General features: G+C 66.3%; 13 protein-coding genes and 1 pseudogene. 5 read left to right on the forward strand and 9 right to left on the reverse strand.

Features of this window, described 5'->3' with window-relative positions:
• Positions 1-404: 404 nt before the first annotated feature.
• Positions 405-932: a gamma carbonic anhydrase family protein gene (locus ACW17Z_RS05855; RefSeq protein ID WP_492057966.1), complete on the reverse strand. Its 528-nt coding sequence runs from the start codon at positions 930-932 to the stop codon at positions 405-407.
• Between the two features lie 296 nt (positions 933-1,228).
• Between ACW17Z_RS05855 and ACW17Z_RS05860 the strand changes: the two genes are divergently transcribed.
• Positions 1,229-2,032 (forward strand): PhoH family protein, encoded by an 804-nt coding sequence (locus ACW17Z_RS05860; protein WP_492057967.1) that lies wholly within the window; start codon positions 1,229-1,231, stop codon positions 2,030-2,032.
• 88 nt (positions 2,033-2,120) lie between these two features.
• Positions 2,121-4,112 (forward strand): OPT family oligopeptide transporter, encoded by a 1,992-nt coding sequence (locus tag ACW17Z_RS05865; RefSeq protein WP_492057968.1) that lies wholly within the window; start codon positions 2,121-2,123, stop codon positions 4,110-4,112.
• Here the strand turns inward: ACW17Z_RS05865 and ACW17Z_RS05870 are convergent.
• From ACW17Z_RS05870 to ACW17Z_RS05890, 5 genes and pseudogenes are all read right to left on the reverse strand, one after another.
• Positions 4,109-4,792: a GNAT family N-acetyltransferase gene (locus ACW17Z_RS05870; RefSeq protein WP_492057969.1), complete on the reverse strand. Its 684-nt coding sequence runs from the start codon at positions 4,790-4,792 to the stop codon at positions 4,109-4,111. The genes ACW17Z_RS05865 and ACW17Z_RS05870 overlap by 4 nt on opposite strands.
• A 30-nt stretch (positions 4,793-4,822) precedes the next feature.
• Positions 4,823-5,029: a DUF3126 family protein gene (locus tag ACW17Z_RS05875; RefSeq protein WP_419317960.1), complete on the reverse strand. Its 207-nt coding sequence runs from the start codon at positions 5,027-5,029 to the stop codon at positions 4,823-4,825.
• Positions 5,030-5,138: 109 nt separating this feature from the next.
• The gene (locus tag ACW17Z_RS05880) at positions 5,139-5,933 is read right to left on the reverse strand and encodes a glutaminyl-peptide cyclotransferase (RefSeq protein ID WP_492057970.1); all 795 of its coding nucleotides are present in this window, start codon (positions 5,931-5,933) and stop codon (positions 5,139-5,141) included.
• Complete coding sequence (gene cysE / locus ACW17Z_RS05885; RefSeq protein WP_419317967.1) at positions 5,934-6,764, reverse strand: serine O-acetyltransferase; 831 nt, start codon at positions 6,762-6,764, stop codon at positions 5,934-5,936.
• Positions 6,765-6,855: 91 nt separating this feature from the next.
• Positions 6,856-7,534, reverse strand: a pseudogene (locus ACW17Z_RS05890) (NUDIX domain-containing protein).
• 4 nt (positions 7,535-7,538) lie between these two features.
• On the opposite strand from ACW17Z_RS05890, the gene ACW17Z_RS05895 reads away from it, so the two are divergent.
• Positions 7,539-8,156 carry a nitroreductase family protein gene (locus ACW17Z_RS05895; RefSeq protein WP_492057971.1) on the forward strand — a complete coding sequence of 206 codons (618 nt, stop codon included), beginning with the start codon at positions 7,539-7,541 and terminating at the stop codon, positions 8,154-8,156.
• 150 nt (positions 8,157-8,306) lie between these two features.
• Here ACW17Z_RS05895 and queF read toward each other — a convergent pair whose 3' ends face one another.
• On the reverse strand, positions 8,307-8,762 hold the full coding sequence (gene queF / locus ACW17Z_RS05900) for a preQ(1) synthase (RefSeq protein ID WP_419317971.1): 456 nt from the start codon (positions 8,760-8,762) through the stop codon (positions 8,307-8,309).
• Positions 8,763-8,830: 68 nt separating this feature from the next.
• Here queF and ACW17Z_RS05905 point away from each other — a divergent pair, with 68 nt between their 5' ends.
• Positions 8,831-9,658 carry an SDR family NAD(P)-dependent oxidoreductase gene (locus ACW17Z_RS05905; RefSeq protein WP_419317973.1) on the forward strand — a complete coding sequence of 276 codons (828 nt, stop codon included), beginning with the start codon at positions 8,831-8,833 and terminating at the stop codon, positions 9,656-9,658.
• Positions 9,659-9,924: 266 nt separating this feature from the next.
• Positions 9,925-10,617 carry a TorF family putative porin gene (locus ACW17Z_RS05910; RefSeq protein ID WP_492057972.1) on the forward strand — a complete coding sequence of 231 codons (693 nt, stop codon included), beginning with the start codon at positions 9,925-9,927 and terminating at the stop codon, positions 10,615-10,617.
• A gap of 89 nt (positions 10,618-10,706) precedes the next feature.
• Here the strand turns inward: ACW17Z_RS05910 and ACW17Z_RS05915 are convergent, their stop codons facing one another.
• Entirely contained in the window at positions 10,707-11,354 is a 648-nt protein-coding gene (locus ACW17Z_RS05915) for a cysteine hydrolase family protein (protein ID WP_492057973.1), read from the reverse strand.
• Positions 11,351-12,415 (reverse strand): LLM class flavin-dependent oxidoreductase, encoded by a 1,065-nt coding sequence (locus ACW17Z_RS05920; RefSeq protein WP_492057974.1) that lies wholly within the window; start codon positions 12,413-12,415, stop codon positions 11,351-11,353. The genes ACW17Z_RS05915 and ACW17Z_RS05920 overlap by 4 nt, the downstream gene beginning before the upstream one ends.
• Between the last annotated feature and the right edge of the window lie 48 nt (positions 12,416-12,463).

The raw sequence follows: 12,463 nt of genomic DNA on the forward strand, positions 1-12,463 counted from the left end.
TCCCGGAAGGCGCGTTCGGAAACGGGTGCGGAGAGCTTTGCAACAGCTTGCCTGAGGGATGCAAGCGGCCGCGCCTGCCGATCTTCCGCCGGGACATTGCACGGTCAAGTTTGGCTGACCACGGAACGAACAGGGTCAAGCGCGTCTCGATCCATCGCCAGGACTGATCACCGAGGGCTTTTCGCCACAGGCGAGTTCACTGCGCGATGCAACCAAGTCGGCGCTGACGCTTTAGGTTGAGTGCGGATCTGGTTGCCCCACCGGGTTCGCCTTCCGGCTTCGGCTGCAGGCGATCTGAGCGCCGGCGTCGAACGCCTGCCCCGCACGTGATGATTCCATGCGGGATCGAGAGCGCCGCTTCCGACTCCTCCCCCGACAGGAAGCGGCGCTCCCGAAGCCGCAGGTCAGACGGGCAACAGGTCGCGGCTGTAGCGCTTCCAGTTCTCGACATAGTGCAGGGCCGAGCCTTGAAGGATCAGAGCATGCTGCTCGCCAATCTCGCGCACCACCTTGGCGGGCGCGCCCATCACCATCGAATTGTCGGGAATTTCCTTGCCCTCGGTGATCAGGGCCCCGGCGCCGATCAGACAGTTGCGACCAATCTTCGCGCCATTGAGCACGATCGCCCCGATCCCGATCAGCGAGCCGTCGCCGATGGTGCAGCCATGCAGCATAACCATGTGACCGATGGTCACGTTGGCCCCGATGGTCAGCGGCGCACCATGGTCGGTGTGAAGTACTGAACCGTCTTGAACATTGCTGTTCTCACCGATCTCGATCGGATCGTTGTCACCCCGAGCAATTGCGCCCCACCATATACTGGCGTTTCTCTTCAAAATGACATTGCCCATGACCGATGCGGTCGGGGCGATCCAGTATTCGCCCGCCTCGGGAAGGATCGGGCTAGCGGCGCCCAAGGAATAGACAGTCATCCGTACACCCCATTTTCTTGAAATCGTCGCTTGATTAACATCTGAGAAACCACGTTAGCATCATCCTAGTCGGGCGATTCGAGGGGAGAAATCCCATCGATTCCCACCGGGGTCGATGTTCGGCCCCGGCTCCCGACGACGGAGATCAGGGTGTCGCTTTTGGCGTACAGGCGTTCCTCGGAACCACCGCCCTCTCGGTCCAGCACCGAGCCGCCCGTTGCGCACGCGCCTTCGTTCATCTCCTCCCCACCGCCAAGGACGACGCCACACGGCTTCGTCCTTTTTTTTATGCCTGAATGGAGGCTTTCATGACCAAGCGAGCCCTGAAGCGTATGGCGCGCGAAGGCGCGACCGAGACCGGCCACTATGGCGACGACGCCAAGGTGCGTCGCTTGCCGGTCGATATTCGGGAGCGAGGCAATAGCTGGTCGCCCCTGGGGCCTGACGGGGCCGCAAAAGGGCCGGAGCGGGATCAAAGCTACCTCAAGACCATAAAACCCAAATCTCCAGGCCAGTCCGAGTTGATGGAGGCCATCGACAAGAAGAACCTGGTCATGGCGCTGGGCCCCGCAGGCACCGGCAAGACCTACATCGCCATCGCCAAGGCTGTTGAAGCCCTGGAAGCCGGCAGCGTGGCCCGCATCGTCCTGTCGCGCCCCGCTGTCGAGGCCGGCGAGTCGCTGGGCTATCTGCCCGGTGACATGGAAGACAAACTGGCCCCCTATCTGCGCCCGCTCTATGACGCCCTCACCGACCGCCTTTCGACCCGGCGCATGCGCGCGCTGATGGCCGAGGGCGCCATCGAGATCGCGCCCGTGGGCTTCATGCGGGGTCGCACCCTGAACAACGCCTTCGTGGTCATCGACGAGGCCCAGAACTGCACCTACATGCAGCTGAAGATGCTGCTGACCCGCCTGGGCTGGAACTCCACCATGGTCGTCACCGGCGACCCCAACCAGTCAGACCTGCTGCCCGGCATTTCGGGCCTGGCCGACGTGGCCGCCAAGTTCGAAGCGCTGGAGAACATCGGCGTGGTCCGCTTGGCTGACCGCGACATCGTCCGTCACCCCCTGGTCGCGGAGATGCTGAGCGTTCTGTGATTTCCTAACAGCGGCTCAATCGAAGGCTTGAGTTTGGGGCGGCCGGACGTGCAAGGTCCGGCCGCCTTAACTGTTTCAGGATCGCCTCATGGCCGATGCCGCCACCGCCGTTCCACGCTCGGAATTCACCATTCGCGGCGTGCTGCTCGGGATCGCCATCACCCTGGTGTTCACGGCGGCCCAGGTCTATCTGGGCCTCAAGGTCGGCCTGACCTTCGCGACCTCGATCCCGGCGGCGGTGATCTCGATGGCGCTGCTGCGGGCCTTCAAGACCTCGACCATCCAGGAAAACAACATCGTCCAGACCATCGCCTCGGCGGCGGGCACCCTGGCCTCGGTGATCTTCGTCCTGCCCGGCCTGCTGATGATCGGCTGGTGGGCGCATGTGCCGTTCTTCACCACCTTCATGGCCTGCGCGGTCGGCGGCATTCTGGGCGTGATGTATACCATCCCCCTGCGCCGGGCCCTGGTGACCAATTCCAACCTGCCCTATCCCGAGGGCGTCGCCGCCGCCGAAGTGCTGAAGGTCGGCACCGGCTCGCGCGAAGGCGCCGCCGAGGGCAAGGCCGGTCTGGTCGCTGTCGCCGCAGGCACCCTGGCTTCGGCGCTGTTCGCCGCCCTGGCGGCCGCCAAGATCTTCGCCGGCGAGGTGGCCGGCTACTTCAAGGCCGGGGCCGGCGCGACCGGCCTGGGGGCGTCCAGCTCGCTGGCCCTGATGGGCGCGGGGCATCTGATGGGCATCACCGTCGGCATCGCCATGTTCGCCGGCCTGGCCATCGCCTGGGCCGTGCTGGTGCCGATCATGACCCACATCTTCCCGATGCCGGGCGCCAGCGCCGCAGACCACGCCCTGACGGTGTGGAGCACCAAGGTCCGCTTCCTGGGCGCGGGCGTCATCGGCGCCGCCGCGATCTGGACCCTGGGCAAGCTGATCGTCCCGATCTGGCAGGGCCTGGTTTCGGCCTTCGAGGCCGGCAAGGCCCGCCGCGTCGATGGCGCCGTGATCCCCCGGGTCGAGCAGGACATTCCGATCCTGATCGTCGGCATCGTCGCCACCGCCCTGCTGGCCCCGGCCGGCTGGATTATGGCCCACTTCCTCAGCGGCGGGCCGCTATCGGCCATCGCAACGCCGCTGATCATCTCGGCCGTCGCGTTCCTGGTCTTTGCCGGCCTGCTGGCCGCCGCTGTCTGCGGCTACATGGCCGGCCTGATCGGCTCGTCCAACAGCCCGGTTTCGGGCATCGCCATCCTGACCGTGCTGGGCGCCTCGCTGATGGTCGGGGCGATCGGCCGCACGACGATCGGACCGGACGTCACCACCGCCCTGGTCGCCTTCGCCCTGTTCGTCACCGCCATCGTTCTGGCCGTGGCCGTGGTCGCCAATGACAACCTGCAGGACCTGAAGACCGGCCAGCTGGTCGACGCCACCCCGTGGAAGCAGCAGGTCGCCCTGGTGATCGGCGTGCTGGCTGGATCGATGGTCATTCCGGTGATGCTGGAACTGCTCAATCGCTCCAACGGCTTCACCGGAGCCCCCAACCTCAGCACCGTCGCCGGCGCCGAAAACCTCGGCGCGCCCCAGGCCACGCTGATCTCCACCCTGGCCAAGGGCGTCATGGGCGGCGTTCTGCCCTGGAACCTGCTGGGCATCGGCGCCGCGATCGGTCTGGGCCTGGTGCTGGTCGACATTCTGGTGCGCCGCGCGAGCGCCCAGCGCCTCAGCCTGCCGCCCCTGGGCGTAGGCCTGGCCATCTATCTGCCCAGCGCGGTGACCGCCCCCGTGGTGGTCGGCGCCGTGATCGGCTGGATCTATGAGCGCGTGGTCAGCAAGGACCGCACGGCCGAGCCCGCCAAGCGCATGGGCGTGCTGGTGGCTTCGGGCTTCATCGTCGGCGAGAGCCTGTTCAACGTCGCCCTGGCGGGTCTGATCGTCGGAACCAACAACCCCTCGCCCCTGGCCGTGCCATTCGCGCCGCCTGAGCACACCGGCATGATCCTGGCCCTGGTCGCTGCGGCGGTCGTGATCCTGGCGCTCTACGGCTGGGCGCGAAAGGCGGCGGCGAAGACGGCTGAGGCCTAGGCCGCCGCCAGGATCGTGAACACCACCTCGCGCCGGCCGCGATAGCCCAGCGACCCGTAGAGGCCGATGGCGGCGGCGTTGTCGGCATAGCTATGCAGAAACGCCTTCTCGCCGCGCGCCAGGATCCTGGCCGTCACTTCGCGCAGAAGCCGCGCGGCATAGCCCTTGCCCCGGTGATCGGGATGCACGCAGACCCCGCTGGCTTCGGTATAGCCCTCAGGGCGCATCCGCTCGCCGGCCATGGCGACCAGTTGGCCGTCGACGCGCACGCCGATGAAGCTGCCCAGTTGATGGGTGCGAGCGAAGAAGGGGCCGGGTTTGGTCAGGGTGGCCAGGGCCAGCATCTCGGCCGCATCGGCGTCGCCCAGCGGCAGCATCTCGAAGGCGACGTCCCAGGCCGGCGCGACGGTCTCGGCGACCATCTGCAGGCACATTGCGCTGGAGACGACCAGAGTCCCTGGAATGGGCGGCGGCGCGGCAAGCTCGACAAGGCCGCCGACGCCATGCTCGACGACCAGGGCGCCCAGATCGGAAAGGGCCTCTATCGAGGTGTCGGCCGCGGCGGTGAACAGGCCAAACGCCGGCGCGACCCGGAGGGCCAGGCCCCGGCGGATCGCACGATCCGCCTGCCGGCCCGTGAAGGCCGACCAGACCGGCCGGTCGAGGACGTGCGAACTCATCTCGCCCTGCCGGCCTGGCCTGTCGTGGTTCTAGTCGAGGTCTTCGGCCAGGATCGCCATTTCGAACATGAACGAGCCGTCCTCGTCCTCGTCCTGGAAGACGACGCCGATGAATTCTCCGGCCACTTCGACCTCGGCGGAATCCTTCTGCTTGGGACGGGCCTTCAGCGCGATATGCGGATTGCCGAAGGTGCGCTTCAGGTGCTTTTCGATCTTGGCGATGGATTCAGCGTCCACGGGGAGCTCCTGTTTTCTCGTTGAGCGCCGTGGCGCATGTTGAGGCGAACCTAGCGTTCCGTGCCGGAGTCGCAAGCCGCTTCGGCCAAGGCCGGTGACTCAGTCGCTGCTAATGCGGCGAACCAGCCTTGGGCGTCAGCTTGATCTCGAACAGCCTGGGCCACAGCTTGCCGGTAACGAACAGCCGGTCGGCCGCCGGGTCATAGGCGATGCCGTTCAGCACATCGACCTGCCGGCCGGCCCGATCGGCCTCGCCCAGCAGGCCCGCCAGATCAATCCACCCTGTCACGCGGCCGGTCGCGGGATCGATGCGGGCGATGCGGTCGGTCTGCCAGATATTGGCCAGCACCTCGCCCTTCACCCATTCCAGCTCGTTCAAGTTATCCACAGGCCTGCCATCGTCCATGACCTGGATACGGCCGGTCTCCCTAAGCGTCTCGGGATCGAGGAATCGCAGGAACGCGGTGCCGTCGCTCATGATGATCCGCGTTTCGTCACGGGTCAGGGCCCAGCCCTCGCCGGGATAGGAGAACTCGCCAATCCGCTCGAAACTGCCCAGGTCGAAGACGAAGCCCATCTCCCCCTGCCAGGTCAGCGAAATCAGCCGGTCCTTCCAGTCAACGATCCCCTCGCCAAAATAGCGGCTGTCGATCAGGCGCTCCTGCTCGGGCACGCCGGTTTCCAGCGTCACCTTGCGGACCGAGGACCGGCCATGCAGGCCGGTGCTTTCGTACAGAAAGCCGTCACGCCACAGCAGGCCCTGGGTGAAGGCGCCCGGATCGTGCGGATAGGTTTTTACGACCTCATAGCCGTATCGAAGCGGTGCGCCAGCCCAGGCCGACCCAGCGGTACAGACGGCCAGCAGAGCCGCGAGACCCAGATTTTTGAGCGGGCCGGACCGCACTCAGATCACGTAGTCGTAGACGGCCTCGGACAGGGTCTGGTCCATCGACTTGGCGGGCTCTTCGCAGGTCGGGCAGTTGACGATGCGGGCCGGAACGCCGGCGGCCGTGCAGTGCGGCGGCACGGGCTTGAGCACCACTGAACCCGAGGCAACCTTGGCATAGTCGCCCACCGTGATGTTTCCCAGCACCTTGGCGCCGGCGCCCAGCAGCACGCCGCGACCGATCTTGGGGTGGCGGTCGCCGCGATCAGCGCCCGTGCCGCCAAGAGTGACCCCATGCAGCATCGAGACGTCGTCGCCGACCACCGCCGTCTCGCCGATGACAATGCCGGTGCCGTGGTCGATGAACACGCCTTGGCCGATACGGGCGGCGGGATTGATATCGACCTGGAAGACCTCACTGGACCGGCTCTGCAGATAGAAGGCCAGGGTCTCGCGGCCCTCGCTCCACAGCCAGTGCGACACGCGGTGGGTCTGCAGGGCCAGGAAGCCCTTGAAGAACAGGAACGGCTGGACATAGCCCTTGCAGGCCGGATCGCGTTCGAACACGGCCATCAGGTCGGCCTCGGCGGCGGTGACCAGGGCCGGGTCGGAATTGAAGGCTTCGGCGGCGAACTCGCGCGCCGTCATGGCCCGCATTTCCTGGTCGCCCAGCTTGCGCGCCAGCTGGAAGGTCAGGGCGTCGGCCAGATTGTCGTGGCTAAGGATCACCGCATTGAGCAGCGAGGCCAGGGCCGGCTCGGCCTTGGCGGCGTGTTCGGCCTGGTTGCGCAGCGCCGCCCAGACGGGGACGGACGACTGGTCGGTTACGACTTCCAGATGCTTGGCCACCGGGCTCTCCCTCTGCCTGCTGGGACTAGAGCATCTTTTTTGAAGACGCACCAGTCCTGTTGGGAAAGGCCCCGCCTTCGCCCTCTCGCGCCTATTGTAGCACGAGACGGGCGAGATCGCTCGGAAGCTCTCCCCTGACCGCCATATGGTGCACCCTGAGCAGCAGCGCCACCGTCAACGAGTCCGGCATGTGCCCGGCCACCGCCGCGTCCAGAGCCTCGGCGAAGGGCACGCGGGCCACGGCCAGATCTTCAGTCTCGTCCGGCGCGGTCGGCGTAGGCGTCAGGTCCATGGCCAGAAAGCCGTGGCAGATCTCGTCGGTGACCGAGTTGGAGAGCTCCATCCGCAGGATCGGGCGCCAGTCGGCGGCCTGCAGCCCAACCTCCTCGGCCAGTTCGCGCTTGGCGCCCTCCAAAGGATCCTCGTCCAGCGGCGCGCCGCCCTCCGGCAGCTCCCAGCTGTAGTTGGCCAGCGAGAAGCGGTTCTGGCCGACCAGGGTCACCGTGCCGTCCTCGTGCAGGGGCACCACGCCGATCGCCTGGTTCTTGAACCCGACCTTGCCATACAGCGCCGGCCGGCCCGTCGGGGCGATGGCCTGGTACTCGGTCAGGGTGATCCATGGATTGTCGTAAACCAGCTTACTGCTGCTGACGCTCCAGGGCTTTCCGTGCGGCTTCAACCACGAAGGTTTGTCGGACATCGAAGGCTCGCGACTTGTGGCGGCCGGCGGGCGGCCATAGGTGTCTGCTCCTACAATGCTTCGTGGAGATCGTCTTGACCGGTTCCGTTCCCCTCGCGCCGGCGTTTGGCGAAACCCTGCCGATCGAGACCTCGCCGTCGGTGCTGAGCTTTCTGGCCCGTCGCCGCTCGGCCTCGGCCATGAGCCTGACCGCGCCGGGTCCTGACGACGCGCAACTGACCGACCTGCTGCGATTGGCGGCGCGCGTGCCCGATCACGGCAAGCTGTCACCCTGGCGGTTCGTGATCCTGCGCGGCGCGGCCAAGGAGGTCTTCGCAGAGAAGATCACAGCGCTGGCCAGCGACCAAGCCAATCCGGTCAAGGCCAACGCCGCCCTGCGCAAGCTGACCCGCCCGCCGGTCTGCGTGGCGGTGATCTCGCGTCACATCCCCGGTGAAATCCCCGAATGGGAGCAGCGCCAGAGCGCCTCGGCGGTGTGCATGCAGATGCTGCTGGCCGCGGCCGCCATGGGCTGGGGCGCCAACTGGATCACCGACTGGTATTCCTACGACCCGCGCGCGCTCCAGATCCTGGGCGTCGCCGAGGGCGAAAAGGTCGCCGGCTTTCTCTATCTGGGCACGTCAAGCGAGCAGCCCCAGGAACGGGTCCGGCCAGATGTGGCGGCGATTACCAGCGAATGGACGCCTGGCTAGCGCCAAAGCCTCGTCCCGCGCGTTTGGCGCGGCCGATGCCGACCATGAACAGACAGTTGGGAACGACAGGCCCGGCGGTGGCCGCGCGCTCGCCCTGCCACCCGCGCTGGAAGGTTCGCGCAAACCGTCGCCGACTCTCGAAAGTCTAGATCAGCCCCGGCCGCGATAGGGCGCAACGCCCTGATCCGGGACCCACAGACCTTCCGGCGCCGGGCCGGTCTGCCAGAAAACGTCGATCGGAATGCCGCCGCGCGGATACCAGTAGCCGCCGATGCGCAGCCAGCGCGGCTGGGCGATCTCGACGATCTTGCGGGCCACCTTGACCGTGCAGTCCTCGTGGAACGAGCCGTGATTGCGGAAGCTGGTCAGATACAGTTTCAGCGACTTGCTCTCGATCAGCCAGTCGCCCGGCGCATAGTCGATGACCAGGTGCGCGAAATCGGGCTGGGCGGTGACCGGGCACAGCGAGGTAAACTCCGGGGCCACGAAGCGCGCCAGATAGAGCACGTCGGACTGCGGATTGGGCACGCGCTCTAGAACCGCTGCCTCGGGACTGGCGGGCGCGTCGACCATCTGGCCGAGCTGGGTGACGTTGAGGTCTGTCATCGCCGGGATTTAGGCTCGTCCAGCGCCCGAGACAAGCGGGTGTCCGGTCGCTACAAAAGTCCAAACACATGTTCGAACGTGGGAGGACCATCATGATGGGACGGGATTTCGAAGGCTTCACGGTTGTGGTCACCGGCGCCTCGACGGGCCTTGGCCGGGCCATTGCGGTGGAAACCGCCCGGCGCGGCGCCGGCCTGATCGTCGTCAACTTCGCCAGCAACGCGCAGGACGCCGAGGAAACCGCCCGCCTCATTGAGGCCGAAGGCGCCAAGGCTGTGCTGGCCCAGGGCGACGTTTCGCAGGACGCCGACTGCCGCAGGATTGTGGAGGCCGCCGCCGCGAGCGGCCGGATCGACGCCCTGTTCAACAACGCCGGCATGACCAAGTTCGCGCCCAACCACGCCGATCTCGATGCGGTCGACGCCGAGGACTTCCTGCGGCTCTACAGCGTCAATGTGGTCGGCGCCTTCCAGATGGTTCGCGCCGCCCGGTCCCTGCTCGAGGCTGCGCCGCAGCCCGGCGCAGTGGTCAATACCTCGTCCATCGCGGGCGTGGTCGGCAACGGCTCTTCGGTGCCCTACGCCGCCTCGAAGGGCGCGATGACCACCATGACCCTGTCGCTGGCCAGGGCCCTGGCGCCCAGCATCCGCGTCAACGCCATCTGCCCCGGCTTCATCGATACGCCCTGGTTTGGCAAGGCGATGGACGCCGACAGGGTGGATCGCCTGCGGGCCGGCGCGGCGGCCGCGACCCCGCTCAAGGTCGCCTCAACGGCCGAGGATGTGGCCGGAGCGGCGGTCTTCCTCGCCTCTCCCGCTTCACGTCACGTGACCGGCGAGACCCTGCTGGTGGACGCCGGCCTGCATCTGGGCGGCGCGAGTCTTTCAATGCGATAGAGACCAGCGATGCGCGAAAGACACGGGTAAAGGTCAATCAAGCCTTAACGCTGCATCGTGGCTTAGGTCGTTCATTCTGAAGCAAATTCGTCACACTAAGTTCAAACTTTAGTCGAATACCGCCGTTCGTGCTGGCGCTTTGCCCACTGCGATTGCAACTACATGATGGTCGGCGACTAATGAGTCGTCGACACAGTGCGCTTGCAGGCGCCGTCGAACTCGGAGCCAGCCTCCGGGAGGCGACACAAAGAAGGGGATAGACCACCATGAACATCATGAAGATCGCGCTGGCTTCGGCCGCAGCTACCGTTGCTCTCAGCGGCGCCGCCATGGCGCAAGACTCGCTGAAGCTGTCCTACAATGTTGGCGTCGCCAGCGACTACGTCTTCCGCGGCGTGAGCAACACCCAGGAAGATCCGCAAATCTTCGGCGGCGTCGACGCCACCTACGGCATTGGCTATGCGGGCGTCTGGGCCTCGAACGTCGACTTCGGCGTCGAAGACCCTTCGGCAGAAATCGATATCTATGCCGGCGTGAAGCCTGTCGTGGGCGACACCAACCTGGACCTGGGCCTCGTCTACTACGGCTATTCCAAGGACAAGGGCATCCCCGGTTCGTTCAGCTACCTTGAACTGAAGGCCGCCGCCTCGCGCAGCTTTGGCCCCGCAACCCTCGGCGTCGTGGCGTTTTACTCGCCGGAATTCCCGGCCGACACCGGCCGCGCGTTCTACTACGAAGTGAACGGTTCGATGCCGGTTTCTGAAAAGATCTCGGTCAGCGCCGCCCTCGGTCACCAGGAAATCAAGCTCGCTGGCGACTACAACACCTGGAACATCGGCGCGACCTACGCCATCACCAGCAACCTCGGCCTCGACCTGCGCTATCACGACACCGACGAGCATGGCTACGGCGCCATCTACGACTCGCGCGTCGCCGTGAGCCTGAAGGCCGCGTTCTAAGAATAACGTCTCGCGTCATTGACGCAGAACGGAGCCGCCCCGGTCACCCGGGGCGGCTTTTTCTTTGCTTTGGGCTGACCGTCCGCGCCTTACGGCCGGAGCCCCCGGCCCCAGACGTCCACCACCGCATCGACGTCGGTCAGGATAGCGAAGTTCAGACCCATGACCTTCAGCGCCGCCTCATGCACGTCGGCCTCGTAAGCGGCGCAGGCGTCGGCCGGCACGAAGACGTGGAAGTCCTGATGAAAGGCGTCCCGGGCCGTGCAGTCGATGCAGCACTCGGTGGTCAGCCCGCACAGGATCAGGGTGTCTATGCCCCGCGCCCGCAGCCTGTCGCCAAGGCCCGTGCCGGCAAAGGCGCTGTAGCGGATCTTCTCGAGCACCAGTTCGCCCGCGACGGGCTTGGGGCCATAGAAGTCAGAGCCGACCCGCCCTGCCCGGCAAAGATCGCTTTCGACATCGGGATCACCGCCCCGCCGCGCCATCCGCTCGCGCCACATCGGCGAGTCGGTTCCAGGCGTGGTCGACAGGCCCACGAAGATCACCGGAACGGCCGCCGCTCTCGCCGCCTCGGCCAGGCGTTCAGCGCAGGCCAGGGCCGGCCCCACGGTCGAAAGATCGACGCCCATGCGGCCGATCACGCCTTCCGGCGCCGCGAAGTCGACCTGCATGTCGACGATCAGCAGGGCCGTCCGGCCCGGCGCGATCCAGTCTGGCTCGAGCTGGACCTGGGTCATGCGAAGCGCCGCCGCAGACCCGGCAGGATCTCGGCGCCGAACATGGTCAGGCCTGCGACATAGTCGGGGAAGATCAGCATCAGGCCGTCCAGTTCGCAATCGGCGACAAAGGCCTCGATCTTCTCGCCGCAGGTCGCCGGAGACCCGATCACGGTCTCGGTCATGAACGCTCCTTGCCTGAGGGCCGCAGCATCCAGCTTTTCGGCGGGCGCGCCCCAGCTTCGCAACATGGTTCGCACGGCGCCCAGATCAACCCCGTCGGCATAGGATTGAGCCAAGGCCTGCGCGGCCTCGTCGGTGTCGGCGTGGACGACCGTGCACATGGCGTAGGTTCGGATCGACTTGCCCAGCGCCTGCGCCATCGCCTTGGCGCGCCGGCTGGCGTCGCGGCGATCAGCGGTGGTGGCCCCGCCGATAAAGCAGGCGTCCGCCTCGGCCACGGCAAAGGCAAAGCCGCGCGCCGAACTGCCCGCGCAGATCAGGTCCGGGCGAGGCCGCGACAGGGGCTTGGGCTCAGACTGGCAATCATCGAGATTGAAGAAGCGGCCATGATGAGTGACCCGTTCCTCGCTCCACAGCCGCTTGACCACATGGGTCCATTCCTCGGCCAGGGCGTAGCGGTCGTCGTGATCCAGCGCCTCATCCCAGGCGCTCATCTGGGCGAATTCCTCGCGATAGGCGCCGGCGACGATGTTGAGCCCCGCGCGGCCGCCGCTGATGTGATCCAGGGTGGCGATCATCTTGGCCGCCACGGCCGGGTTCTGCAGCAGCGGATGCAGGGTCGCCCAGATCTTTACCCGTTTGGTGGCCTCGGCCAGGCCCGCCATCAGAGTCACCGATTCCAGCACCGTGCCCCAGTGATCGGTCGCGCCGCCGAAGCCCCGGAACTTGGCCATCGACATGATGAAGTCGAGACCGATCTCGTCGGCCAGCACGGCAGCGGCTCGGTTCTGTGGATACAGGCCGTCGATGCGCGGCGTCGTCTCGGAGACGATCCAGCCGCCATTGGCCACCGGCAGGAAGACGCCGAAATCCTTGTGATGGGGAGAAGACGCGTTCATGCCTTTTCGTAGCACGCGGTCGGCGGGCGAAAACTGCCGATCTTCATC

It is taken from the genome of Caulobacter sp. GSs2 (genome assembly GCF_058680895.1).

Bases quoted from the DNA above. Each gene is read 5' to 3' on its own strand.
- ACW17Z_RS05870 (WP_492057969.1), bottom strand. From the start codon at position 4,792: ATGAGTTCGCACGTCCTCGACCGGCCGGTCTGGTCGGCCTTCACGGGC.
- queF (WP_419317971.1), bottom strand. From the start codon at position 8,762: ATGACAGACCTCAACGTCACCCAGCTCGGCCAGATGGTCGACGCGCCC.
- ACW17Z_RS05915 (WP_492057973.1), bottom strand. From the start codon at position 11,354: ATGACCCAGGTCCAGCTCGAGCCAGACTGGATCGCGCCGGGCCGGACG.
- ACW17Z_RS05910 (WP_492057972.1), top strand. From the start codon at position 9,925: ATGAACATCATGAAGATCGCGCTGGCTTCGGCCGCAGCTACCGTTGCT.
- ACW17Z_RS05920 (WP_492057974.1), bottom strand. From the start codon at position 12,415: ATGAACGCGTCTTCTCCCCATCACAAGGATTTCGGCGTCTTCCTGCCG.
- ACW17Z_RS05855 (WP_492057966.1), bottom strand. From the start codon at position 932: ATGACTGTCTATTCCTTGGGCGCCGCTAGCCCGATCCTTCCCGAGGCG.
- ACW17Z_RS05865 (WP_492057968.1), top strand. From the start codon at position 2,121: ATGGCCGATGCCGCCACCGCCGTTCCACGCTCGGAATTCACCATTCGC.
- ACW17Z_RS05860 (WP_492057967.1), top strand. From the start codon at position 1,229: ATGGAGGCTTTCATGACCAAGCGAGCCCTGAAGCGTATGGCGCGCGAA.
- ACW17Z_RS05905 (WP_419317973.1), top strand. From the start codon at position 8,831: ATGTTCGAACGTGGGAGGACCATCATGATGGGACGGGATTTCGAAGGC.